Origin of the sequence: Peptoanaerobacter stomatis, assembly GCF_000238115.1 — a bacterium.
GTDB lineage: Bacteria > Bacillota > Clostridia > Peptostreptococcales > Filifactoraceae > Peptoanaerobacter > Peptoanaerobacter stomatis.
The window spans coordinates 56,007-79,686 of the sequence record NZ_JH414553.1 but is presented as its reverse complement, the minus strand read 5'-3'; the positions used below and the strand labels follow the sequence as shown (position 1 = coordinate 79,686).

Annotated in this window: 26 protein-coding genes and 3 pseudogenes; all 29 read right to left on the bottom strand. The window is 33.3% G+C overall.

Annotated features, from left to right (window positions below; translation table 11 throughout):
* Positions 1-384: 384 nt before the first annotated feature.
* Entirely contained in the window at positions 385-759 is a 375-nt protein-coding gene (locus tag HMPREF9629_RS06700; RefSeq protein WP_009525618.1) for a hypothetical protein, read from the bottom strand.
* 86 nt (positions 760-845) lie between these two features.
* Positions 846-1,262: a sigma factor-like helix-turn-helix DNA-binding protein gene (locus HMPREF9629_RS06695; RefSeq protein WP_009525617.1), complete on the bottom strand. Its 417-nt coding sequence runs from the start codon at positions 1,260-1,262 to the stop codon at positions 846-848.
* A gap of 281 nt (positions 1,263-1,543) precedes the next feature.
* Positions 1,544-2,905, bottom strand: coding sequence for an MATE family efflux transporter (locus tag HMPREF9629_RS06690; RefSeq protein ID WP_009525616.1), 1,362 nt, complete (start codon positions 2,903-2,905; stop codon positions 1,544-1,546).
* Between the two features lie 24 nt (positions 2,906-2,929).
* Positions 2,930-3,376, bottom strand: a complete 447-nt coding sequence (locus HMPREF9629_RS12775; RefSeq protein WP_009525615.1) for an ATP-binding cassette domain-containing protein — start codon at positions 3,374-3,376, stop codon at positions 2,930-2,932.
* Complete coding sequence (locus HMPREF9629_RS06685; protein WP_009525614.1) at positions 3,376-4,323, bottom strand: ABC transporter ATP-binding protein; 948 nt, start codon at positions 4,321-4,323, stop codon at positions 3,376-3,378. Before HMPREF9629_RS06685 ends, HMPREF9629_RS12775 begins: the two co-directional genes overlap by 1 nt.
* The gene (locus HMPREF9629_RS06680) at positions 4,316-5,017 is read right to left on the bottom strand and encodes an energy-coupling factor transporter transmembrane component T (RefSeq protein WP_009525613.1); all 702 of its coding nucleotides are present in this window, start codon (positions 5,015-5,017) and stop codon (positions 4,316-4,318) included. The genes HMPREF9629_RS06685 and HMPREF9629_RS06680 overlap by 8 nt, the downstream gene beginning before the upstream one ends.
* A gap of 19 nt (positions 5,018-5,036) precedes the next feature.
* Positions 5,037-5,624 carry an MptD family putative ECF transporter S component gene (locus tag HMPREF9629_RS06675; protein WP_009525612.1) on the bottom strand — a complete coding sequence of 196 codons (588 nt, stop codon included), beginning with the start codon at positions 5,622-5,624 and terminating at the stop codon, positions 5,037-5,039.
* A gap of 19 nt (positions 5,625-5,643) precedes the next feature.
* A complete protein-coding gene (locus HMPREF9629_RS06670; RefSeq protein WP_009525611.1) occupies positions 5,644-6,138 on the bottom strand; it encodes a TetR/AcrR family transcriptional regulator in 495 nt (164 codons plus the stop codon).
* On the bottom strand, positions 6,104-6,238 hold the full coding sequence (locus HMPREF9629_RS12770; RefSeq protein ID WP_456299403.1) for a hypothetical protein: 135 nt from the start codon (positions 6,236-6,238) through the stop codon (positions 6,104-6,106). The genes HMPREF9629_RS06670 and HMPREF9629_RS12770 overlap by 35 nt, the downstream gene beginning before the upstream one ends.
* 98 nt (positions 6,239-6,336) lie before the next feature.
* On the bottom strand, positions 6,337-8,184 hold the full coding sequence (locus HMPREF9629_RS06665) for a recombinase family protein (RefSeq protein ID WP_009525610.1): 1,848 nt from the start codon (positions 8,182-8,184) through the stop codon (positions 6,337-6,339).
* A 40-nt stretch (positions 8,185-8,224) separates the two neighbouring features.
* Positions 8,225-8,719 (bottom strand): annotated as a pseudogene (locus tag HMPREF9629_RS06660) (type IV secretory system conjugative DNA transfer family protein); the annotation flags it as partial.
* Positions 8,720-8,760: 41 nt separating this feature from the next.
* Positions 8,761-8,874: a transposon-encoded TnpW family protein gene (locus tag HMPREF9629_RS11525; RefSeq protein WP_081466042.1), complete on the bottom strand. Its 114-nt coding sequence runs from the start codon at positions 8,872-8,874 to the stop codon at positions 8,761-8,763.
* 155 nt (positions 8,875-9,029) lie between these two features.
* The gene (locus HMPREF9629_RS06655) at positions 9,030-9,398 is read right to left on the bottom strand and encodes a nuclear transport factor 2 family protein (RefSeq protein ID WP_009525608.1); all 369 of its coding nucleotides are present in this window, start codon (positions 9,396-9,398) and stop codon (positions 9,030-9,032) included.
* Positions 9,399-9,408: 10 nt separating this feature from the next.
* Positions 9,409-9,828, bottom strand: coding sequence for a nuclear transport factor 2-like protein (locus HMPREF9629_RS06650; protein ID WP_001005670.1), 420 nt, complete (start codon positions 9,826-9,828; stop codon positions 9,409-9,411).
* A gap of 61 nt (positions 9,829-9,889) precedes the next feature.
* Complete coding sequence (gene mobQ, locus HMPREF9629_RS06645; protein WP_009525607.1) at positions 9,890-11,350, bottom strand: MobQ family relaxase; 1,461 nt, start codon at positions 11,348-11,350, stop codon at positions 9,890-9,892.
* A 241-nt stretch (positions 11,351-11,591) separates the two neighbouring features.
* Positions 11,592-11,912, bottom strand: a complete 321-nt coding sequence (locus tag HMPREF9629_RS06640) for a DUF3847 domain-containing protein (protein ID WP_009525606.1) — start codon at positions 11,910-11,912, stop codon at positions 11,592-11,594.
* Between the two features lie 107 nt (positions 11,913-12,019).
* Positions 12,020-13,315, bottom strand: a complete 1,296-nt coding sequence (locus HMPREF9629_RS06635) for a type II restriction enzyme (protein ID WP_009525605.1) — start codon at positions 13,313-13,315, stop codon at positions 12,020-12,022.
* 1 nt (position 13,316) lies between these two features.
* Complete coding sequence (locus HMPREF9629_RS06630; RefSeq protein WP_009525604.1) at positions 13,317-14,171, bottom strand: DNA adenine methylase; 855 nt, start codon at positions 14,169-14,171, stop codon at positions 13,317-13,319.
* A 13-nt stretch (positions 14,172-14,184) separates the two neighbouring features.
* Positions 14,185-14,397, bottom strand: a complete 213-nt coding sequence (locus HMPREF9629_RS06625) for a helix-turn-helix domain-containing protein (RefSeq protein ID WP_002694906.1) — start codon at positions 14,395-14,397, stop codon at positions 14,185-14,187.
* Between the two features lie 97 nt (positions 14,398-14,494).
* The gene (locus HMPREF9629_RS06620; protein ID WP_009525603.1) at positions 14,495-16,150 is read right to left on the bottom strand and encodes a recombinase family protein; all 1,656 of its coding nucleotides are present in this window, start codon (positions 16,148-16,150) and stop codon (positions 14,495-14,497) included.
* 54 nt (positions 16,151-16,204) lie between these two features.
* Positions 16,205-16,432: pseudogene (locus HMPREF9629_RS06615) on the bottom strand (type IV secretory system conjugative DNA transfer family protein); the annotation flags it as partial.
* A gap of 129 nt (positions 16,433-16,561) precedes the next feature.
* A complete protein-coding gene (locus tag HMPREF9629_RS06610; RefSeq protein ID WP_009525602.1) occupies positions 16,562-17,440 on the bottom strand; it encodes an SPL family radical SAM protein in 879 nt (292 codons plus the stop codon).
* An 18-nt stretch (positions 17,441-17,458) separates the two neighbouring features.
* Positions 17,459-18,001 (bottom strand): ClbS/DfsB family four-helix bundle protein, encoded by a 543-nt coding sequence (locus tag HMPREF9629_RS06605; protein WP_009525601.1) that lies wholly within the window; start codon positions 17,999-18,001, stop codon positions 17,459-17,461.
* Positions 18,002-18,007: 6 nt separating this feature from the next.
* A complete protein-coding gene (locus HMPREF9629_RS06600; RefSeq protein WP_009525600.1) occupies positions 18,008-18,271 on the bottom strand; it encodes a zinc ribbon domain-containing protein in 264 nt (87 codons plus the stop codon).
* Positions 18,272-18,332: 61 nt separating this feature from the next.
* Entirely contained in the window at positions 18,333-19,232 is a 900-nt protein-coding gene (locus HMPREF9629_RS06595; RefSeq protein WP_009525599.1) for a helix-turn-helix transcriptional regulator, read from the bottom strand.
* A 204-nt stretch (positions 19,233-19,436) separates the two neighbouring features.
* Entirely contained in the window at positions 19,437-20,894 is a 1,458-nt protein-coding gene (gene mobQ / locus HMPREF9629_RS06590; protein WP_009525598.1) for a MobQ family relaxase, read from the bottom strand.
* Between the two features lie 241 nt (positions 20,895-21,135).
* Positions 21,136-21,456, bottom strand: a complete 321-nt coding sequence (locus HMPREF9629_RS06585; protein ID WP_009525597.1) for a DUF3847 domain-containing protein — start codon at positions 21,454-21,456, stop codon at positions 21,136-21,138.
* Between the two features lie 72 nt (positions 21,457-21,528).
* Positions 21,529-21,726 carry a transposon-encoded TnpW family protein gene (locus HMPREF9629_RS12220; protein ID WP_009216382.1) on the bottom strand — a complete coding sequence of 66 codons (198 nt, stop codon included), beginning with the start codon at positions 21,724-21,726 and terminating at the stop codon, positions 21,529-21,531.
* Between the two features lie 79 nt (positions 21,727-21,805).
* Positions 21,806-23,645 (bottom strand): annotated as a pseudogene (locus HMPREF9629_RS12215) (recombinase family protein).
* Positions 23,646-23,680: the final 35 nt, after the last annotated feature.

Below are 23,680 nucleotides of genomic sequence, written 5' to 3'. Positions count from 1 at the left end.
GCAATCACGCTATGCCCCTTTGACCTTGTAACGATATCTACATGGGTATGCAAACTTTTGATTTCCATTGTCTTTTTCTCCTTTATCTGTTTTTAGTTTTGGAATTTTACTATCCTAATGTTCAGGTGGTATCTTCGCTCCCTTTTTCAAAGGGCGCAAAGATACACCGTTTGACTACGGTGCTTTGCGTTCCTGCGGAAAGCTATTAGCTCCGCTAAGGAAACAAAAACGCTAAAGCATTTTTATTTGTTCAAGGGGGCTACTCCCCCTTAGACCCCTGTGAACTTTGCTTTTTGTAGATTTTTCAAATCTACAAAAAAAGCAAAGTGTTAAAATGTTTCTCACTTTGCTCCATCTCAGTTTCTAATACATTTTCTGTTTTTCTTATTCTTCCTCTGTCAGTTCTTCAAAATCATCATTTGCGTTTTCTTCTCCAAGATTTGAATTTTCTTCTAAGGAGATTTCTTTTTCTTTTAAATGAATTTCTGTAAGTTCTTTTAGCTTTTCTCTATTTCGATTATCGGAAAGTACATAATCTAAAAAGGCATAGATTAAATCGTTATTTGTATCTTCTTGCCTACCTGTAATTTCTCTTTCAAAGGCTTCAAATACTCCACCTTTTTGTACCTTTCTTTTTGTTTCAGCATTCCTTTTAAGTTTGTTTATCTTTTGATTGAGTAACTTCGCTCTGTTCTGTGCCTTTTCTATTCTGTCGTTTTCTTTTTTTAATTGATCAATCGCTTTTTCTAACTCTTTCATTTTTCATTCCTCCGTTTCAATATTGTTGCGTTCCAAATAAAGAAAGGCTAAGCACCTTTCTTTGATACTTAACCTTTCAGCATTTTTTAGAATTTATCTTCTAAAAGTTTTCTTAGTTTTTCTAAAATCTTATCCCTCCTTTTCCCAATTGCTTGATAGCTTACTTTTTCTTTTTTGCCAATCGACCTTAGACTTTCTTCTTTGTAGAAGATGGCTTCTATCAGTTCTTTTTCTTTTTTTGTGAGTGTAGCTAATGCCTTGTTTAATTCTTCAATTTGCATTTTGACTTCTACAATTTTTTCTAAGTCTATTCTTTCATCTATGATGTTGTCTACAAAGTGTCCGTCATAATCCAGTGCTGAAAACGGTATTACATTGTTTTTCCAATCTTTCTTGATAAGGTATTTTTCATGCTCGGTTATCTTCCAATAGGCTTTATATACTTCTTCACTGACCTTAACCTCTTTTCCTTTGACATAAATGAAATATTCTTTTTTGTCCACCCAGTAATCCTCCTTTTTCTGCTCTCTGTTTTTGCTTTTTGAGAATAAAAAAAGGAGGACTTCTACACTTTGGCGTAAAATGTCCTCCGAATTGAAAAGAGTTTACCTTTTCTTTAGATGTATTTAATTGTTTGAGAGAATAGACAACTATAAGGCAAATAGAAATTTTTGTTATCTATTTCTTTTGTATATAAAGATTTTTCCATTTTAATCACCCATCCCTTATAGTTAAACAATATTCATACATCAAACCTTTCTAATTTTTTATTTTGTCTTTTAAGCTACCTAAAACTGTTTGTAATTTGTTGTTTTCCCATCTTCCTAAGTCCATTAAGCATTAAAAACAGTCCTAACATAATCATACTAAAGTCTACGATAGGTTCTGTCCACCAAACTGCTGACGCTCCAAACACCTTTGGAAATAGTAATATTGCAGGAATAAATAAAACTAACTGTCTAAGCATTACAATCATGCCTGCTTTTTTTCCATCTCCTATGGATTGGAAAAATGTAAGTGTCATAATCATAATTCCATATAAGATGAATGTAGAATAAAACATCTTAAAATTTACAACACCAACTTCAATAATCTCCCTTCTCACACTGAATAATGATAGTAATTTTTCTGAACAAAACATTGATGGTATCCATGAAGCTGCTGCAAGAATTGTTGCACCATACATAAAAATCTTCATCGTATCTTTTACTCTTCCGTATTGTTTTGCTCCGAAATTAGCTCCAATAACAGGTTGTAAGCCTTGACTCATACCCCACAGTGGAATAAAGGAAAACATATATAATCGCATTGTAGCAGACATCAAAATTCCCCAATCATCTCCTCCATACGCAAAGGCTTGCTTAAACAAAAATGTTTGCTGTACTGCAAATAAAATTTGCATCATCATTGCCGAACTTCCTATACTAAACATTTCGCTATAAATTGCCTTGTATTTTTGAATTTTATGGATACCCACAAAAGCACTTTTCTTTGAAAAATAGTGGAATGTCAATATTGCTTGTACAATTTGAGATATAACAGTGGCAATAGCTGCACCTTCAATCGCATATTCACCCATCAACTTCATAAAAATAGGATCTAAAATAATGTTTAATATAGCTCCCGCTCCCATAATCATCATAGATTGCTTTAATGCACCTTCGCCACGCATTGTCATATTTCCCGCTTGAGCAAAATTCATAAATATAGAGCCAAAGAAAACTACTCTTAAATATCTCACACCGAGTTCTTTAATATTTCCTTTAGCACCTACCAAATCTAAAAAATGAGGTGCAAAAATCAAGCCAAATATTGTGATAATTACAGAGAAAAATATTACCCAGTAACAAAAATTCCCGAATATTTTATCTGTCGTTTCTTTATCGCCCTTTCCGATTGCTCTTGATAATATTGAGGCACTTCCAACGCCAATCAATGCCGATATTCCACCATTGATTATTGTTAAAGACATGGATACACTAATGGCTGACATAGCATAATCACCAATCAACCATCCTGCAAACACACCATCCATAAATGGATATAATCCTATGACAATCATCCCGATTATTCCGGGAATTGCCAACTTAAATAACAGTTCTTTAGGACTTTTTGTTAATAGTTGTGTTTTCATATCTTCTTTCATCGTATCATTCTCCTTTACCTATATTTATTTCACAAACTCATATACTTTTCCGTTACATCTATCTATAAATTCATAATCGTGTGTGATTATGATAATTATCTTTCCTTGTTCGGTCATTTTATTAAGAAATACAATCAAAATATCCATCTGCCTTTTACATAGTCCGCTTGTCGGTTCATCGAAAATTACGATGGGCTTCCTGCTCAGCATTGACATAGCAAGTAATAATCGTTGTTTTTCACCTCCTGATAATGAATTTGGGTGCATTTCTTTTTTATCAAATAAGTCTACCATCCTCAAAATTTCATTTTTTAATTCATCCTCTTTAGTAATAGTTGAAATTTCTTGCCATACAGATTCTGTAAAAAGTTGATAATTAACATCTTGCATAATCGCAAAAATATTTTCACATCGTTTTTTTACTTTTACTCCGTTATAAAACACCTCTCCTGTTCCTCTTGTCAGCCCCATCAGCAAATTGATAAAAGTGCTTTTCCCAACACTATTTTGACCAATGATGAAATTGATACCGGATTCAAAGGCAATACTGAAGTCAAAGATTTCCTTTCTTTCATATTTTTTTTGAAATTCAAACAAGACAATGCTTTACAATCAAGATCTGAAGAATTTTTCTTTAACACTTCTACTTGCTTATATTTCCTGCTTAAAAAATTGTTTTTAGAAATCGCATTAAAACTCCTTAGATTGTGTTTTTCAGAAACCTGTTCAAAGAAATCATCACAAAACTGCTCTTTTGTGTATTCTTTATAAGTTCCATTTTCTATCACACACAATTTATCAAGCATATCTTTCAGATAAAACAATCTATGCTCCACAATGATGATAATTTTCTTTCTTTTTTTCAGTTCCATAATGGCATTCTGTAAATGCTCTATTGCAACCTGATCTAAGGAAGATGAGGGTTCATCCAACAAGATAATTTCATTTTCAGAAATCCCGCAAGCTGTTACTGCAATCAACTGCTTTTCGCCTCCAGATAGTTCAAAGATATTCCTATCTAATAATTCCTTTGTACCTAAAACCGCTGAATAATACTGAATTTTATCTAAAATCAAATCTTTGTATATGTTTCTATTTTCCAACTGAAAAGCCAGTTCATCGGTTGAATTGATACAATAAAATTGTGTTTTAGGATTTTGAAACACTGTAGATACAAATTTAGATCGTTCCAATATTGTCAAGCCAAACAATGATTTTCCGTTAAATACAATATCTCCTTCTAATTCTGCATTATTGTATTCCGGAATGATTCCATTGATAACTTTTAGCAAGCTACTTTTTCCTGTTCCTGAATGTCCTGTAATGACGGTTACTTCACCGGGTTTGAAAATCATATTTATATTTTTCAATATGCTTTCACCGTCAAAACCCACTGTTAAATTTTGTAATTCAAGCATATTTTCCCCTTATATATAGATAGATTATCCATGCCATTATTAAGAAAAACATAAAGTCAACAAGTCCCATATATGTTTCACTAATACTTGTTCTCTTTTGATTTACAGCCAACCCTTTCGTCATAGCTGATACCGTCAAATCATCTGCTGCCTTTGATAAGCACATCAATAATGGCACTAATCTATATTCAAATAATAAAATTGGACTCTTTATTAACTTTTTAAGCGTCAATCCTCTCAAACGCATAGCTTTTTTTATATTACTATAATCAATCCTTGCAGCATAAAAGAAACGTACCATTACCGTCAAGGGAATGGCTATTTCATCAGGACATTTCATTTTTTTTAATGAGTAAATGCTTTCTCCAACATTTGATGTAAGTATGGTATATCTCCCCATCAAAAATGCGGGGAGAATTTTTTTAATAACCATCACTATTATCAATAAAATTGCAACCACAGGATTGTAATTAAGCCCTATCAGAAATTTATCAGCAGCATAAACAAACAAAAGAGTAGCCACTCCAATAATAGCTACTCTTATATATTTTGCGTTAATTAAAAGTATTATCGGAATTGTGGATATTAAAATGGCTTGCACGAAATACTTTGTTTGAATATTGCCTAATACCATCACATATGAAAGAACTATCGTCATAAAAAGTTTTGTACGAAAATCAAGTTTGATTATCATCCTAACTCTCCATGAAATCTTATTTTTCCATACCGGTTTTTTTGAAGTGTTTTTTTAGAAATGCCATTCCAATGCTACAACCTATATATGCACCGATAATTCCTACTATTGCCATTACAACAATAATCCAATTTGGCATAACACTAAGCATCTTATCAATGAACTCTTGATCGTATCCTTGTTCTAACATTTGCTTAATATATTCATTTCTTGATATAAAAATTGGAAGCCAATTTCCTAACGTGCAAAGAGGAGCAATTGAAAATGCCAATCTTGCTTTCTTTACATTGGTATATTCTCCTGATTTCAAAATTATTTCAGCAATAATACCGGCGATAACAGCCGTTAATAATGCCCAAGGTCCATGTCCCATAGCAACATATATCAATGCAATCAATAATGATTGAATAAAAATCATTCCTCTTTTTTTAATCTTGGTAGAATATAGCATATTTACAGGTCCTACCAAAACTCCCTGTGCAAATGGGACAACCGGCATTAAAACCGGAACCATTGCTAAAAATGATCCAATCATCATAAATATGAATCCTAATACGGAAAATAATCCTATATTGATTAAATCCTTTACCTCTAATCGTTTGCTCATTTGAAACCTCCTAATTGTTTTAATTTTTCTTTTCTACATCAACAATATAATTTATCATTGTTTCTTTTATATATCGTTTATGCTCGCTATAAGACTTTCTCGCACCTAAAATTTCTGAACTTAATATCAATCCATTGATATAATTCACTAAAAAACCGTCACCAAATATATCTGCTTTAATTCCAAGCTGCTTGGCGATTAAACTCAGCTCATTAGTCGTATTAAGTTTCAATTCTTGATACAACTTTTCCAAATCCTCATTATATTTTTTTGCCTGTAAAAGGAGCGTATATAATCTCATCAAATCTGTATCAGCCAGTGACTTATCAACCAAAATATCACCCATTTTCTGATATTTATCTTTGCCTCGATTATTTTCCAAATACTCATTTATCAAGCTATTTCTATAATCATTACCATCAAGCATTAAGTCTTTAAGCATTTCATTTGTACTTGCATAATGATGATAAACACCCCCTCTACTCATACCTATCTCTGTAATAACATCTTCCATCGTTGTGCTTTGAAAGCCTTTTGTTAAAAAACATTTTTTTTGCAGCTTCTCTAATTTTCTTTTTTTTGATTTGTCCTACTTTTTGTTTTTCTTCTTTCAAGCTAAAGACCTCTTTTCTACTCAACAAATAAAAACCGACAATGTCGTCGGTTTTTATTATATACTATATGATAGTTAATGTCAACTAACTATTGTATATCATTTTTGTTTTTTAAATATTTTTCTATACTCACTTACTGGTATCCCTGTTCTTTTCAAACTCTTTAGCTTTTCCTGTTTTTTCTCCTCTCGCCTTGCCTTATATCTATCCTCATACTCTTTTTGCTTGCCGTTTGCTTTACGCTTGAGGTAGTTTTGATGAAGCCTGTCTTTTCTTACTCGTTCTTTTTCTTCCTCCTCCCTTAATTTCTGCATTTCTTCTTCGGACAATTCTTCTTTTGGCGGTTCATAGTTCCCGATAAAGTTGAAGTAGATTTCGACTTTCTGATTGGCGGTTTGACTGCCTTTTCGATCTCGTTCGTGGACTAAGATTTTTTCTACAAACTCGTTAATGATGGTCGGTGTCAGTTCGTCAAAGTTATCATAGCGTTCAATCAACCGGATAAACTTTTTGGCTCTGTCGGTTTCTTTTTCGTATCGCTTGATGGCTTTTTCCAACTCATCGATTTCTTTACTAAGTTCCCTTTGCTCGGTTTCATACTGATTATTTAAGATTTCATATCGGTTATTCGGTATCTTCTCCAATATCATATCTTCGTATATTCGACACATTAAGCGTTCCAATTCCTGAAGTCTGTTTTTACTATCTATGAGCCTTGTCCTTTTCTTTTCCATTTCCATTTTTTCGCTTTCTTCCATTTCGTTTTGAATGGAATGGAGAAAGGCTTCGTTATCTTCATCAAGGCTTTTCTTAATGTCTTGTAAGGTGCTTTGAATGAGATTTAAGACTGCTTCTGCTTTTATCCTGTGAGCGGATGGACAAAGTGTTCCACAAGGTACTTTTGTGTAGGCACTGCAAGTATAATAAGGGATATTCTTGTAGTTACTTGTTCTATGCACATACATTTTACTTCCACAATCGGCACAATACATCAGTCCTGTAAGAGGATGGTATTCTCCCCAACCATCAGGATACCTTTTTACATTTCCTCTTATCCTTTGAACATTGTCAAATGTTTCTTGGTCTATAATTGGCTCGTGGGTATTTTCAAATATCAACCAGTTATCTTCAGATACGTATTTACTTTTCTTGTCTTTGAAATGTTTTCTTGTTTTGAAATTGACTGTATGCCCTAAGTATTCCTGTTTCTTTAAGATACTTGCAATCGTGGAGCTGCACCAACGATACGGATATTCAAACACTTTGCTTTGATGTAGTCCATATCCCAATTTCTGCTGATGATAGGCGGGTATATCTATCTTGTCGGCTTCTAATATTCTTGCGATGGCATAGGGTCCTTTTCCGTCCATCGTCAGATGGAATATTCTTCGGACAACTTCTGCTGCTTTCTCGTCGATAATCCACTGATTTTTATCGTCCTTGTCTTTGATATATCCATAGGGTGGACTGCTTCCTGTATGCTTTCCGCTTTCGCCTTTGGCTTTGAATGTGGACTTGATTTTCCTTGAGGTATCTCTTGCATACCACTCATTCATAATGTTTCGAAAAGGAGTAAAATCATCGTCTTTGTAAAAGCTGTCTACATTGTCGTTTATGGCAATGAGTCTTACTCCCTTTTGTCTTAATATCTCCATACACCCGCCAACTTTGAGGTAATCTCTGCCAAGTCTACTCATATCCTTTACGATGATACAACCGATATTTCCCTGATTGACTCCATTCATCATTGCCATAAAGCCCGGACGATCAAACTGCGTTCCGCTGATTCCGTCATCGGTAAAATGAACGATGTTCTCCAAATGATTTTTCTTTGCATATTCTTCCAAGATTTTCTTCTGATTGACAATCGAATTGCTCTCGCCTTGTAATTCATCATCTCGGCTTAACCTCTCATACAAAGCGGTTATTTTCTCGTAGTTTCTCACGATTACCTCCTTTCGCTCAAATTCTTCAATAAAAAAAGAATTAAGCAAAACATTTTTCACTCAAGTAGTGATTAAGTGTTCTTCTTAATTCTATAACTCCGGCTGCAAGTTTATATTTTCGGTATTGCTTGACTGCAAAGTGATTCGGCTTTTCTTTTTCCAGTGCATCAAATATATAATCTACTGCATTTTTAAAGTTTTCATCTTCTTCTCTCACTTCGCTGGCATCAATAAAGGCAAGTAGACTTTCAAAATTTTGTTCTTCCTCCGGTGCTTCATAATACAGGTAGCCTATTAAAGCTGTGTAATACAAGCGTTCCGCTTTACACCAAAAATCTTCCGTAGATTTTTCTCCTTCGCCCTTCGTATTTGCCATAATCGTCTGTACCAGTTTTAGTATATCTTTTTCACTCCTTAGATACGCAAAGGGATTGTAGTGCATAGATTTTTTGAAGTTTATGGTATTTAGCACTTTAATTTCATATCCATGTTTTTCTAACATCCTTCCGCACTCAATAAGAACAGTGCCTTTTGGGAAGATTTGTCAAGGACATAAACAAAATTTCTTTGAAAAATTTATATCTTTTCTGTTTCTCTCTTGATTAGCTTTAATATTTTATCCTTGTATGTTTCGCCTGTACCTTGCTTAAAATGTAGGTTTACAGTATATTTTGTCTTCCCAATATCCATAATTAACTGTTTATGTGGTGGTACTTGTATTTTTCTTTTTTCTTCTTCTATAAGTTCTCCTTTCCATTTTTAGACAATAAAAAACAGCAAACCATTTTTGATTTACTGTTACTGTGTTAGTTTTTATTAAATTGCTTGATTTTCAAAATTGAAATTTACCTAATGCGTTTCCCAATTTTCATTTTCTTACGCCATTCTGGTGCCAATCCATCATCAGACCAATATTCATCCATATCAACAATCAAATTATCTTCAAGATAGATAAAACTTACTACATGAAAAGACTCACTATTATCTGTTGGAAAAACCCGACAAGCTAAAATAATAGTATCTTCATTTTCTTCAATTCTCTCTATTTCTCCGTTCCAATTCCCCGGATATTCACAATTTGCCCTTATATACTCATCTAAGGTAAATAACTCATTTGTGCAATGCCATTTTATAACGGCATTTTCTTGAAAAAAATTCCTAAGTTCTTCTGCATTTTGTGATAAAACTGTTTTGAAAAATCTATCTATATCCATAGTAATCACCTTAAAACCAATTCACTTTTTCATCTCTAAACAATGGTGTTTCACTCTCTTTGTAAGGATTGTAGTTATTACAATTACAGCCAAACTCTTTCAATGCTTTTATCTTATTATCGGCTGTCCAAACAATCAAAGAAATACCGTCAAATTCTTCAACTTTCCCCTCATTCATTTTATTTTTGAAGTGCCATTCTACAATAGTTTGATTATCCTTATGAAAAAATTGCTTTATATCCCAAGCAAGCACTTTTCCTCTTGTATTCCATTCATTAAACCAGTGCTTTACTGTTTGACAATTTTCATACTTAGGACTCCAGCTCTCAATATAAATTACATCATCTAAAAAAATATCATCTATACCTAAGTCTTGTTGTGTGAGCCACATATCAAACCATAAACGAATGATTTTTTCTCTTTCATTCATAAATTTAAGCACCTCCAAAATCAAATAATTATATACAATTATACCATATTTTTAATTAGTTTTATAGGTCTAACTCATTCCGCTTTACCTGTGATAGTTGTTTTTCTTGTACCTGTAACTGCTCTATATAGTTCTTAACTTTTTCAGCTTGTTCAACTTCTTCTCGTATTTCTAATATTTGATTGTATAGGCTCTTTTTCTCTTTCTTCAAAGTGATAAGTTCTGATTTCCATTTACTGATGGCTAAGGTCTTGTTTTCTCCTAAATGCTCTTTCAGATATTTCTTAGCACTCTCAAACAAAATAAGCTCTGCGACATGTTCGTTGTAAAAATATTCCTGTTTGCTTTTCTTCAATTTTGTATAGGCTTTGTAGATGTCTTTATGCTTCAAATACTTCTCTGCTTGTTCGATAAGTTTGGTGTTATCATCCACTTTCTTTTCAACATCTTTTAAGACTCTTGTAGTCTTGTAGTTCTTATCTCTTAAAGCAAGTATATTTCCTTTTAACTCCGATAATGAAGTGATGTTTTTCTCTTTAAGTAGCTGATAACTCTCAATATATTTCTCTAAGTCTGCATTATAGTTATCTGCATTGTTACGGATAAGATTTTCAAAAACAGATAATAGGTTTTCTTTTGGTGGGAGGATAGATTTTATGTTTTCCGTTTCTGCTTTTTCTTCTTTTCCAATTCCCCTTATCCAATTTAATAAGGCTTTTATTCTTCTTGAGATTTCTCTTAATATTTTGTTCTGATATCTGATTTCCCGATTGATATTTCCTCTGTCTGTAACAATACCTTTCTTCTCCATTTGAGTTGCTGATACTCCTAAATGAATTGTCGGTATTTGCTCTATGCCCTGTCTTTGATAGGAACGATGGTCTACTTTTTCCTGTATGCTGTTTCCTTCAAGATATTTGTTTGTAATACCTGCCCATGCTTTCCTCCACTGCTCAGCCTTTTCTTGCTCGTTCCAGTCCGTTGTATTTATCTTTCTTGTTTTGTAATTGCCGTTTTTAAGTTTTACTTTTTCTCCGTTTTCATCAAGGATATATTCCTTTTTTGATTTTGCTCCCCATGTTGTATCTTCATTTAACGGTCGCATTGTTAGTAGGATATGTGCGTGTGGGTTTCCATCATTTTTATCGTGTAAGGCAATGTCGGCACACATACCAACATTTACAAAATTATCTTTTACATACTCCCTAACAAGTTCAATCTGTTTTTCTCGATTTAGTTCTTTAGGTAAAGCAATTTCGATTTCTCTTGCAAGCTGTGAGTTTTTACTCTTTTCTATTTTCTCTACGCTATTCCATAATGTTCCCCTGTCTAAAAATGCCTGTGGTGCATTTTGTGGCAATAGGATTTCTGTATGGGCTATTCCTCCTTTTCTTGTAAAGTCATGGACTATGCCGTCATACTCGTTTTTTATCTTTTCGCCACTTCGATAGGCGGAAGCTGCTACTGCACTTTTGCCTTTGCCTCTTGAGATAATCTTTATGCAAAGATGATATATCGCCATAGTCAAAAACCTCCTTTCCATTTTTCGATATGGTTATAGTGGCGATAGATAAGACTTTCTAAAAAAATCGGATAACTTTTTATCCGATTTCTTTTGGGAAGTACACAAGGGGTAGGAAATTTATTTCCGTAGGGGAGTGTAGCTCCCCTGTATCAGCTTTAGCTGATATGCTCTCTGCAAGAGCCTTCGGAGAACGCACACACCCTTTAGGGTGTATAAGTGCGCCCTTGTAAACAAGGGACTATTCCTCTGTGTTCATTTCTTCCTCTTGATTTTCTATGTTTTCTTCTTCCGTTTGTTCTCTTTTCTCTATGATTTTTCTGATTTTTTGATTGACTGCTTCTTTGATATTTGAAAATGTAATGAGCTGATAAAATTCATCTTTGGTTAAGTTCTTGCTTTCGGTAAAGATACTTTCAAATACTGCTCCTTTTTCATAAAGCCGTCTATCTCTCTTTTTTCTCTCTTCCTGTTTCTGCTGACTAATGAGCTTTTTTCTTTTGTTTTGTAACTGCTTGATTTCTTCTTCTGCCATTAAAATTTTTTCATCTATATTTTTCATTTTCTTTGTCCTTTCTTTTTAATTATGAGCAACAAAAAAGAGATAACATTTCTGCTATCTCAACAATAAACTTCTGTCTGTACTACATAAAAATATGCTTTTAGGTTTTATATGTTTTGTAAATTAAATATCCATTTAAGCCATGAATAAACTGAACTGGAACGTCTAACTATCTGCCCCTCATTACACACATTATTTTCTCTCATAATATTTTGAATTTCTTCTTTTGTAGGTAACTCTCCACTATTATAAACTTTTATAAATAGCCTATTAAATATTTCATGTTCTAAAATCAAACTGACCAATTTTAATTGGCGTTCTTTATATCTAAGTTTTACTGTATCTTTTCCTAATTTGGATAATGAAACTTTTTTTACTATCTTTTCTTCGTCTTCAACATCTTTCTTTTCAAACAATCCAAGATACTTACCAGCATTGTAATAATAATCTGACTGTCTTAAATCAAATTCCATAGTTTCAGCAATTTCTTCTGTGGTTTTATTTTCTTCAAATAAAATCTCCATTAGTGATATAATTCTTTCAAAAGAATTAGCCTGTATAAAAGGAATATTAGTATTATTTTGATTATCATCATAAATAACTTTTACATCCGAATACACATCATAAAGTTCATTTAAAGCAATGTCTGTATCTTGTAAAGAATAATTTTTAGATTTAACTAATCTTATTGATGAATAGTTGTCTTTATCTTCAAACACATATTCAAATAGTCTATATATCTGATTTGAATAAATAGAAAAAACGAGTCTAATAGGCTTGACAACTTTACTTGCCCACAATCTATACGGATAATAAAGCTGTCTGATGTGAAAATCCGGATGAACAACATTTTTTGCTTCTAAAATAACAACGGAATTATTATTTTCCATTCCTCCATCAATTTCACATTGTGCATTTTTTACGTCAACTTTAAAAGAACTCCCTCTATGTCTATCTACACGAAAACTGAAAATTCCTGTTCCCATTCTTCCATTAAATGTGGCAACATTATCATCTTCATCTAAAAAATCATCTAATATTTTTGAAAGCATTAAAACATTAATCGCATTCGCCTCCGATGATATATTACCAATATCAATAGTTTCATATTCTGGAATTTCAACTTTTTGCATTTCTGTTATATGTTCCCCTAATTCAGGAATTGGTTCATACAACTTAAAATCACTTAAAACATATCCGTTTCTACTAATTGGCAAAATATTAATATTGTGCTTTTTGAAAATACTGGGCAAATTTTCAGAACTGTCCCACTTCGCCATTAATCGTGGTTCCTTAAATTCTTTTATTTGATTGGCAGTAATGAAAAACGCACCCTCGCTCTGAATTTTATTGAGAATATCATATTTTTCAAAAAGTTTACTCCAAGCTTCATTCACATTCATTTTAATCATAATTCCTTACTAATACTTCATTTATTTCTCCACGTTTATTACCATTACTATTTATTGAACGCTTTGCTTTTACAGTAATAATTTCATAATCTTTATACAATTCTCTAATGAAAGGGTGATCTGAATTTGATAATAAAAATTTTACTCCTTTAGAGTTTAATTTATCGCACTCTTCTTTAAGTTCAATTTGTTGTTTCGTATCAAATCCATTTTCTGTATAACCTGTAAAAGAAGATGAGGATGAAATCGGCATGTATGGTGGATCAAAATATACAAATGCACCTTTCCTTAAATTTTTTAAGGAGTTTTTATAATCTCCATTCATTATCTTTATATTGTTTTCATTAAAATACTTCGACATAGCTAATACAACGGGCATATTAACTATATTAGGATTTTTGTATTTACCATAAGGAGAATTAAATTGACCTGCTTGATTTACTCTAAATAAACCATTGTAACACGTTTTGTTCAAATAAATAATTCTTGCAGCTTTCTCAATGTCATTTATTTCCCCATATTTTTCATTTCTGTCTAATGCCCTAACTTCATAAAAATATTCCTCTGAATTAAGTCGCTCATGATTTTCTAAAGCTAAAATTAATTCATTAGGTTTCTCTTTAATTACTTTATAAATATTTATAAGCTCACTATTAAAATCATTTATAATTGCCTTTTTAGGCTGAATATCAAATATGACCGCTCCTCCACCTACAAAAGGCTCAACATAAGTAGAAAATGTCTTTGGAATAAGCGGAACTATATCACTTAATAATTGTCTTTTGCCACCAACCCACTTTACTACAGGAGAAAGAACAATATTCTTTTTTCTTGAATTTTTAGTCATAGTCCTATCCTCCTTATCTTTTATCACTTGCACAGAACTGAAATACATCATTGGGGGTACATTCTAAAGCTTCGCATATACGGCTAATATTCGCCATTGAAACATATTTATTGTTACCCATATTAGCAACACAATTCTCTGAAATGTTTGCTATCTCAATCAAGTCTTTTTTCTTCATTTTTTTATCTTCTAAAATCTTCCAAAGCGGTTGATAAGATACATTCATTTTATACCTCCAAATATAATTTATTATAACAAAAAACTTGCAAAATCGCAAGTTTTAAGTATATCTCAAATGATTACTTCCATAAAAATTATATACATTATTCTTCATTCTGTGGTACTTGACAGTTGCCTATAAAGTTAAAGTAAACATCAACTTGTTGTTTTCTGTATTTGCCTTTTCTTCCTCCTGTAGATTCATGGACTACAACTTTTTCAATGTATTCATTTATCATAGGTACTGTAAGTTTTTCAATATTGGTATATTTTTCTATCATTTTTAGGAATTTATCGGTGTCAACTTTTCTTTGATGATAGCTTTCAATTTCTTGTTCAAAATACTGTATTTGTTTTTCTAAGTCTTGTTGCTCTGTATCATAGGTATTAAATAATCTATCAAAGTGTTTTACAGGAATTTTCCCAAGTGCGTGGTCTTCATATAGCTTTGTAATGAGGGTGGTTAGTTCTGCGTTTCTTGATGACAACTTTTCTAATTTCGTTGTATCTTCTTGATACTTTTCTTCTCTTTTTTCATCGGATAACTTGTTCATCACTTTTAGAAATTCTTGCTTTTCTTCTTTTGCAAAGTTGGTTATCTCTTTGATTGATTTTAGGAGAATCTCATTGACTGTTTTTACTTTGATATAGTGCATACTGCAAGTGCCTTTTCTGTGTCTGTAATGTTGGCATACAAAACAATAATCACAATCGTATTTCTTTTCTTTATGTTCTGCCGGCTCTCGATAGCTTAGCTTTCCTCCACAATCGGAACAGATTAAAAGCCCTGTAAATGGGTGTGAGGTTGTACCATACTTTGGACTTCTTCTTACTGTTTTTCTTAATCGTTGAGCATTGTTCCATGTTTCTTCGTCAATGATGGCTTCGTGGGTATTTTTGAAGATAATGAGTTCATCTTCTTTTGCCTTTCTGCGTTTCTTAGTTTTGTAATCAAGGCATATTGTTTTACCAAGTACAGTGTGTCCCATATATTCTTTTTTTTCTAAGATATAGCCTACTGTAGTCGGTGTCCAAAAATACGGGTCTTCTATTCCTCTTTTCTTGGAGCTATGGTTATTTTCGGGGTAATGTATTTGGGCATAGGCTGATGGGATAAGGACTTTATCTTTGGTTAGTATATCTGCTATCTGTGTTACTCCATATCCCTCTATTACAAGCCTGTAAATGCGTTTTACGACCTTTGCACTCTCTTTATCGACAAGTAGCTCCTGTTTGTTCTTTGGGTTTCTAAAATAGCCGTATGGAACGCTTGGCGATACTCTTTTGCCTTCTTCCATTCTTGCTCTGAATATAGATTGTATTTTTCTTGAGGTATCTCTTGCATACCATTCATTCATAATGTTTAGAAATGGGGTAAAGTCGCTTTCTGCTTGTTTTTCACTGTCTATTCCGTTATTGATGGCGATAAACCTTACTCCCTTTTCTTTGAAAAGTATTTCAGTGTAAAAACCTACTTTGAGGTAATCTCTGCCAAACCTGCTCATATCTTTTACTATCACAGTAGATACTTTGTTTTCTTCTACTGCTTTTATCATTTTTTGAAATCCCTCTCTATCAAAGGTTGTTCCACTTACTCCATCATCGGTATAGTGATAGATATTTACAAAACCGTTTCTTTTTGCATAACTTTCAAGTAGTTGCTTTTGATTGATGATAGAGTTACTTTCTCCTTGAAGCTCATCATCTCGACTTAAACGCTCATAAAGGGCTGTTTGTCCTGTTCTTTTCATATTTGACATGAGAATTACCTCCTTTCTAAGTTTTTATTATTTTCTCTGTCCCTAAAAGGTTAATCCTTTCGGATCGGTTACAACATAAGATGAGTGCATTTGCATTAAATTGGGCTTTAAAAAAAATCGGGTCTTTCCACTTCCGGATCCTCCTACTACAAGCACATTTTTATTACGGGCAAATTTAGGATTTTTCGGTCTTGAATTCATAGTCAATCGTTCCGTATTGGTCAGTAAGATATTATTATCAAACCTTTCATCCAAGTACGGTTCGATGTCTTTCGGACCTCCCAAGTAAGCGTTTTGTCAAGTACCTTTTTTGATTTATTGACGCTTTTCTTTTTAATTTTAAGCAAAGAAAAAGACGATAGATTTTTATTTTTCTATCGCCTCATAATCATAGATATTTAATTCCGTTAGTCAAACTTCATCAAAAAAACTAAGCTGCTTTGAGATGTCCTTTCCCTCAAATAGTCCCAAATAGTTAAATATTGCTTCATTATCATGAACGATACCGTTCCGCTCACAGAATTCGTGAAATACACCCATTAGTTTTTTATTGTTTACGCTGTTTGCTACATAATTGTTTCCGTATTCTCTGATGTATCGTTCTTTCAGCTTTGGAAACTTTTTATCTAACTGCGAATAAAAATACTCTCTATTTCCCTCTCTGAGTGTAACTCCCATACCAAAGCATATTATTCCAAACACTTTTGCTTCCTTGCAATAATTTAAAATACCAATAATGTTTCCCTCCGTATCGTTGATAAATGGCAGTATCGGAGTTAACCAAACTACTGTTGGTATTCCCTCATCACGCAATATTTTTAATGCTTCAACCCTTTCTTTTGTTGTTGAAACATTTGGCTCTATCTTTTTACAAAGTTCTTCATCATAAGTTGTTAGTGTCATTTGAATTACGCATTTTGCTTTTGAATTTATTTCTTTCAACAAGTCTAAATCCCTTAAAACATTAGCTGACTTTGTTATAAGAGTTACACCGAAGCCAAATTTATTTATTATCTCAAGTGCCTGTCTTGTATAATTTAGTCCAAGTTCCTCTTTAATGTATGGATCAGTCATAGGGCCTAAACCAATCATACATTTTTTTCGCTTTCGTTTTAGGCTCTCTTCCAAAAGACTGATTCCATTTTCCTTTACTTCTACATCTTCAAATTTATGGTTCATTTGATAACATTTACTTCTTGAGTCGCAATAAATGCAGCCATGAGTACAGCCTCTGAACAAATTCATTCCATTCTTTGAAGATAGTATTCCTTTTACTTTTGTAAAATGCACTTTACTATCCTATTCCGGCTATTTTGATTTACAATTTTTCTGATGAGCTTTTAACTTTTTCATAGCCCAATCATAATGACTTGATGTTGTACTTACAAAATAGGAACCAAGCGTACTACCTACTGTCCACTTATAGACACCTTTAGAAAACAATTCTTCACTTGTAAATTTTTCAGCTAATGCTAATACATCACTATGGGATTTATGAAACATATCCGTAGCGTCTTCAAGAGAAGTATTTTGATGTTTCTTCCAAAATTCTACATTCATATCTCCATAAGTTTTCCAGTTATATGGTTCAGGCAAAAATGGTTTTTCTTCTCCCTTTTGATTGGAATGTACCCAATTCAAAATAAGCTGATGCCATTCATAGAGATGGATTAAAACATCTCTTAAGTTTTTATCTCTTTTCCAATGAGCTTCTTTTTTCTTTTCATCTTTTGAAAAATCAAACGGTGTGTTTAACTCTTCCTCTGTCATCTTTGAAATAAGTAAATTTAACTTTTCATAGTTTTCCTTAGCAGCAGTCATCAAATCACTTTTTGTCGTTGGTCTTGGCATAACATTTTACTCCTTCCATCTTTTTAGAGTGGGGAAAAACTCCATCATCATTTTTCTTGCACTATCTTCATTCATATCTTTATTAGCTTCGACTACATGAGGAACACATATCTCAATCATTTCCTCCATTGTTCCTTTAAAAGTAAATTCGCCTTTCTCAAAGCAGTACTTACAATAATCTTCATTTACGCTTCCATCTGAATTTGTACCATAAAGCTCTGTTCCCTCTCCCATAGGCATAGCACAACACTGACAATACTTCATATCCATTGTTTATTCCTCCTTATCTTTATTTAAGATAATTATACCTCAATATACTTGACACCATTTGTCAAGTTATATATTTTTCTGCCATTTTATTTATCATTTCTTTAATCTGCATTCGTATCTCTTTTGGCTCTAATACTTCTGCTCCATCTCCGAAAGAAAAAATATAATTGTATAAGTTGTAATCATTTGGAACTTCTATTTCAGTATATAAATTTCCGTCACTATCTTCTATAATTTCTCCGTTTAACTCATCATATACCCTGAAGGCAACTTTACGATCAAACTTGACTTTTATATGCACTGTATTCTCGTATGGCATTTCTTTTTTGAGTATTGTATCTTCAAAGCTGTCATTAAATTTTTCAGTATGGATGTCTAAATTCTTTATCCGGGACAATTTGAAATATCTAAAATCATTTCTAAGTAAACAGAAAGCATATAGATACCAATCCTGACTCTTGAAAAGTAATCTCACAGGCTTAACACTTCTGCTTGTTTCTTTTTCATTGCTGCTAAAATATGTGAACGAAACAATGTTTTTACTTATAATTGCCGACTTAATATCATTGAATGTTTTTTCATACAGCTTATTGTTTTGCCAATTATTAAAGTCAACTTCTATCCAACTGGTATTTTTCATTTTAAAGAGTGCGGACAGTTTTGTTAAAAGCTCATTCTCATGCTGTATTGCGGTATTATCCAATCCTTGAAGGGCTGACATAATCTGTTGTTTCTCGTTTTCAGACAGTAGTGATTTACTAAGCACAAAATCTTCAGCAATTTCTATTCCACCACCCTTTCCTTGCAACGCATAGATGGGAATACCTGCACTGCTGATAGAGTCAATATCTCGATATATTGTCCTGACTGACACCTCAAATTTATCTGCAAGTTCACTTGCCGTAACTTTTCCCTTTTCTAAAATATAATATAGTATCCTAAATAGCCTATTATCTTTCATCGTTTTAACATCTCCTATAATTATTATACCACAATAACTTGACATATGTTGTCATATTATTAAATATTTTTCCAAATCATGGTAGTACTACTTATCTCTCTTATTCACTGTTATAAAAATAGTCAAAGTTCATTCTTCCGTCTCGCTAAAATTAAATTTATTTCACCCAATATTATTATTGTTAGATTTATATTTTACTAAGTTTTACAACCCTAACTCTTGCTTCTTTACCTGTGTTAATTCTCTCTTTTCTTGCAGTAATTTATCTATACAGCTTCTAACACTTTCAGCTTGTTCAACCTTTTTTCGTATATCTATCATTTGAGAATATAGAGTATCTTTTTCTTTCCTCAAAGTGCCTATTTCTGATTTCCATTTGGATATATTTAGGGTCTTGTTTTCTCCTAAATGCTCTTTCAGATATTTTTTGGCACTTTCAAATAAAATAATCTCTGCTGTATGTTCATTGTAGAAAGTATCTTGTTTGTTTTTCTTTAGCTTGGTATAGGCTGTATAGGTATCTTTATGCTTCAAATATTTTTTGGCATGGTCGATAAGTTGTACTCTATCATCTATTTTCTTTTCGGTATCTTTTATAGCTCTTGTGGTCTTATAGTTCTTATCTCTTAAAATAACTATACTTTCTTTCAGTTCAGATACGGAAGTGATATTTTTCTCTTTTAAGAATTGATAGCTTTCGATGTATTGTTCTAAATCTGTATTATGGTTATCTGCATTTTTACGGATAAGATTTTCAAAAACGGATAGCAAATTTTCTTTGGGTGGGAGAGGGGATGTGAGATTATCATTTTCTTTTTCTTCTTTGCCTATTCTCCTTACCCAATTTAACAAGGCTTTTATTCTTAACTTGATTTCCTGTAATATCCTATTCTGTTTTCTGATTTCTCGGTTGATATTTCCTCTGTCGGTGGCTATGCCTTTCTTTTCCATTTGGGTGGCTGATACGCCTAAATGAATGGTCGGTATTTGCTCTATACCTTGTCTTTGATAAGAGCGGTGATCCACTTTGTCCTGTATGCTGTTTTCTTCAAGACATTTGTTTATAATATCTGCCCATGCCTTTCGCCAATGCTCTGCTTTGTCTTGTTCATTCCAATCCACTGTATTGATTTTCCTTGTTTTGTAGTTGCCGTTTTTGAGTTTTACTTTCTCTCCGTTTTCATCAAGGATATATTCCTTTTTCGATTTTGCTCCCCATGTTTTATCTTCGTTTAACGGTCGCATAGTTAATAGAATATGTGCGTGTGGGTTTCCGTCATTTTTATCGTGTATAGCAATGTCGGCACACATACCGACATCTACAAAATTTTCTTTCACATAGTTCCTTACAAGTTCAATCTGTTTTTCCCTGTCTAATTCTTTAGGCAATGCAATTTCTATTTCTCTTGCAAGCTGTGAGTTTTTACTTTTTTCTATTTTCTCGACACTGTTCCATAAGACAGAACGGTTTGCAAATTCCTGTGGTGCATTTTGTGGTAATAGAATTTCAGTATGGGCTATTCCGCCTTTTCTTGTAAAGTCGTGGACTATGCCGTCATATTCGTTTTTTATCTTTTCGCCACTTCGATAAGCGGAAGCTGCTACTGCACTTTTGCCTTTACCTCTTGAGATAATCTTTATACTAAGATGATATATCGCCATAAGATAAGACCTCCTTTCGTTTTTCTGATACTTTTATGTGGCGATGGATAAGACTTCCTAAAAAAAATCGGATAGCTTTTTATCCGATTTCTTTTGGGAAGTACACAAGGGGTAGGAAATGTATTTCTGTAGGGGAGTGTAGCTCCCCTGTATCAGCTTTAGCTGATATGCTCTCTGCAAGAGCCTTCGGAGAACGCACACACCCTTTAGGGTGTATAAGTGCGCCCTTGTAAACAAGGGACTACTGCTCTGTTTCCGTTACTTTCTCTTGTTTTTCTATGTTTTCTTCTTCCGTTTTTTCTCTTTTCTCCATGACTTTTAGGATTTTTTCATTTATTGCTTCTTTGATATTTGAGAATGTAATTAGCTGATAAAATTCATCTTTGGTAAAATCCTTGCTTTCGTTAAAGATACTTTCAAAAACTGCTCCTTTTTCATAAAGCCTTTTATCTCTTTTCTTTCGTTCTTCCTGTTTCTGCTGACTGATGAGTTTTTTTCTTTTGTTTTGTAACTGCTTAATTTCCTCTTCTGCCATTAAGATTTTTTCATCTATATTTTTCATTTTCTGTTCTCCTTTCTGATTTTTAGTAAAGAAAAAACAGTAAACCGATTTGATTTACTGATCTCATTTTTTCTATTCTTTCCGTTCCGATTTCACTACCTTTAACAGCTTATCTTGAAATGTATCCTTACTGTTTGGGTCAAAATATATCTCTGTTACAAAAGTTTTTCCTCTAATCTTTTTTATCATGATATTGTTCGGCTTCTGGGGTATGGTCTGTTCTTTTACTGTCTGTATTTTATCGTTCTGTGCTTCTTGTTTTTCTGTCATTCAATCCTCCTTTTACTTGCATAAAAAAAGATTTCCTGTGATTTAGGAAACCTCTTTTCGTCTTGGTTGATATTTGGTTTTAGGTTGTGGCTTGTAGCTTCTTTCTTGCTCGGTATTCTCGTGCTTTTATCCGTTCATACTCTCTAAACTTTTCAATGTTTTTGGCTCTATATTCTTTGGAATATGCCCTATGATATGCTCTTGATTTTTCTTTCTTGGCTTCTTCTATTTCTTCTCTCATCTGTATCATTTCCTGTTCTGTCGGCTCTATATCTTTTGTGAGTTCATTTTCAAATTTTCCGATATAGTTGAAATACACTTCTATTCGCTGAACCGCATATTTTGCTCTTTTAACATCTCGCTCATGTACTACAATTTTACTGATAAATTCATTGATGGCGGTAGAGGTAAGTTCTTCAAAGTCTGAATAGCTTTCTGCCAGTCTTATAAAGTTCTTTGCTCTTTGGTTGGCATTTTCAAATTCAGATAAGTGTTCCTCTATTTTCTCTTGTTCTGCTTTCAAAGTATAATATTCTTCTGCATACTTCCTTGATAGTAATTCATAGCGTTCCCTTTCGATATTGCCCAGTGCATTGTCCTCATACAGCTTATTCATAACTCTTTCTATCTGTTCCATTCTGTCTGTGATTTGTGGTATACGCTTTTTCTGTTTTTTGATTTCTTCTGTCTGTTCTTTGGCAAGACTGCTTTTTACCAGTGCCTCAAATTCTTCTTTATTTGCCAATGAATACTGTGCTATCTTTCGCAAAACCTCTGTGAGATTTTCCATCACATCATCGACATCAATACGGTGGGGAGAATGGCATTTCGGGTGTTTGGATTTTCCTTTGGCATATTCGCTGCAATAGGTTACATGCTGTACCTTATTGTTCTTGTGTATGGTGCGTATGTGCATTTTTGTACCGCAATCTTTACAGTACATCAGTCCCGATAATGGGTGGATTTCTCCATCTCCGTTTGGTCTTTTTACCGGTGCATTTTTTAATATCCGTTGTACATTTTCATAGGTACTTCTATCTATGATTGGTTCGTGTACATCAGGGATTATTTGCCACTTGTCTTTATCTACATAATGGTTTCGCTTATCTTTATAATGCTTTTCAGTTTTGAAGTTGACTACATCGCCACAATACTCCTGCCTTTTCAGTATGCGTGTTAGGGTTGCTTTGTTCCAGTTATAGCGGTTTTCTTCATTCAGCTTTTTGTTTTTCGCTGTTCCTCTGTCTTGCTGTTTCATATAAAAGGTTGGGGGTTAGTATTTCTTTTTCTTTCAAGTAAACGGCTATATGATTGCGGTTTTTCCCCTCCATAAAGAGCGTAAAAATGAGTTTTACGACTTCGGCAGCTTCTTTATCGACGATCCAATAATCTTTGTTGTTTGGGTCTTTTATATAGCCGTATGGAGCTTCTGTTGCAACGGGCTTTCCGTTTGCTCCTTTGGTCTTAATGCCTGTTGTTACTTTCTTGCTGATGTCCCTTGCATACCACTCGGACATAATATTGATAAAGGGGGCAAATTCCAATGTGTTTTGGTCTTGGCTGTCGATACCGTTATTGATAGCAATAAAGCGTACATTGTTTCGTCTGAATATCTCCATAGCGTTTCCTACTTGAAGATAATCTCGTCCCCATCTTGTCATATCTTTCATAATGACAATGCCGATTTTATCGCTTTCTACATCGTTTATCATCTGTGTATAGGCACTTCTATCAAAGAACCTACCGCTTTCATCATCGTCGATATAGTGGCGAATATTCATCAGCTTATGCTGTCTTGCATATCGCTCTAAAAATGCCTTTTGATTTACGATACTGTTGCTTTCGCCACCGTCCCTGTCCTCATCACCAACTGAAAGGCGGGAGTATAGTGCTGTGATTTTATTTGTGTATTCTATCATGGCGTTATCCTCCTTTTTTGTGTCTATATATCACT

What these genes read in the sequence shown, in the direction of transcription:
- HMPREF9629_RS06700 (WP_009525618.1), bottom strand. Translation starts at nt 759, where the DNA reads ATGAAAGAGTTAGAAAAAGCGATTGATCAATTAAAAAAAGAAAACGAC.
- HMPREF9629_RS06690 (WP_009525616.1), bottom strand. Translation starts at nt 2,905, where the DNA reads ATGAAAGAAGATATGAAAACACAACTATTAACAAAAAGTCCTAAAGAA.
- HMPREF9629_RS12775 (WP_009525615.1), bottom strand. Translation starts at nt 3,376, where the DNA reads ATGGGGCTGACAAGAGGAACAGGAGAGGTGTTTTATAACGGAGTAAAA.
- HMPREF9629_RS06685 (WP_009525614.1), bottom strand. Translation starts at nt 4,323, where the DNA reads ATGCTTGAATTACAAAATTTAACAGTGGGTTTTGACGGTGAAAGCATA.
- HMPREF9629_RS06680 (WP_009525613.1), bottom strand. Translation starts at nt 5,017, where the DNA reads ATGATAATCAAACTTGATTTTCGTACAAAACTTTTTATGACGATAGTT.
- HMPREF9629_RS06675 (WP_009525612.1), bottom strand. Translation starts at nt 5,624, where the DNA reads ATGAGCAAACGATTAGAGGTAAAGGATTTAATCAATATAGGATTATTT.
- HMPREF9629_RS06670 (WP_009525611.1), bottom strand. Translation starts at nt 6,138, where the DNA reads ATGGAAGATGTTATTACAGAGATAGGTATGAGTAGAGGGGGTGTTTAT.
- HMPREF9629_RS11525 (WP_081466042.1), bottom strand. Translation starts at nt 8,874, where the DNA reads ATGGATATTGGGAAGACAAAATATACTGTAAACCTACATTTTAAGCAA.
- HMPREF9629_RS06655 (WP_009525608.1), bottom strand. Translation starts at nt 9,398, where the DNA reads ATGGATATAGATAGATTTTTCAAAACAGTTTTATCACAAAATGCAGAA.
- HMPREF9629_RS06650 (WP_001005670.1), bottom strand. Translation starts at nt 9,828, where the DNA reads ATGAATGAAAGAGAAAAAATCATTCGTTTATGGTTTGATATGTGGCTC.
- mobQ (WP_009525607.1), bottom strand. Translation starts at nt 11,350, where the DNA reads ATGGCGATATATCATCTTTGCATAAAGATTATCTCAAGAGGCAAAGGC.
- HMPREF9629_RS06640 (WP_009525606.1), bottom strand. Translation starts at nt 11,912, where the DNA reads ATGAAAAATATAGATGAAAAAATTTTAATGGCAGAAGAAGAAATCAAG.
- HMPREF9629_RS06635 (WP_009525605.1), bottom strand. Translation starts at nt 13,315, where the DNA reads ATGAATGTGAATGAAGCTTGGAGTAAACTTTTTGAAAAATATGATATT.
- HMPREF9629_RS06630 (WP_009525604.1), bottom strand. Translation starts at nt 14,171, where the DNA reads ATGACTAAAAATTCAAGAAAAAAGAATATTGTTCTTTCTCCTGTAGTA.
- HMPREF9629_RS06625 (WP_002694906.1), bottom strand. Translation starts at nt 14,397, where the DNA reads ATGAATGTATCTTATCAACCGCTTTGGAAGATTTTAGAAGATAAAAAA.
- HMPREF9629_RS06620 (WP_009525603.1), bottom strand. Translation starts at nt 16,150, where the DNA reads ATGTCAAATATGAAAAGAACAGGACAAACAGCCCTTTATGAGCGTTTA.
- HMPREF9629_RS06605 (WP_009525601.1), bottom strand. Translation starts at nt 18,001, where the DNA reads ATGCCAAGACCAACGACAAAAAGTGATTTGATGACTGCTGCTAAGGAA.
- HMPREF9629_RS06600 (WP_009525600.1), bottom strand. Translation starts at nt 18,271, where the DNA reads ATGGATATGAAGTATTGTCAGTGTTGTGCTATGCCTATGGGAGAGGGA.
- HMPREF9629_RS06595 (WP_009525599.1), bottom strand. Translation starts at nt 19,232, where the DNA reads ATGAAAGATAATAGGCTATTTAGGATACTATATTATATTTTAGAAAAG.
- mobQ (WP_009525598.1), bottom strand. Translation starts at nt 20,894, where the DNA reads ATGGCGATATATCATCTTAGTATAAAGATTATCTCAAGAGGTAAAGGC.
- HMPREF9629_RS06585 (WP_009525597.1), bottom strand. Translation starts at nt 21,456, where the DNA reads ATGAAAAATATAGATGAAAAAATCTTAATGGCAGAAGAGGAAATTAAG.
- HMPREF9629_RS12220 (WP_009216382.1), bottom strand. Translation starts at nt 21,726, where the DNA reads ATGACAGAAAAACAAGAAGCACAGAACGATAAAATACAGACAGTAAAA.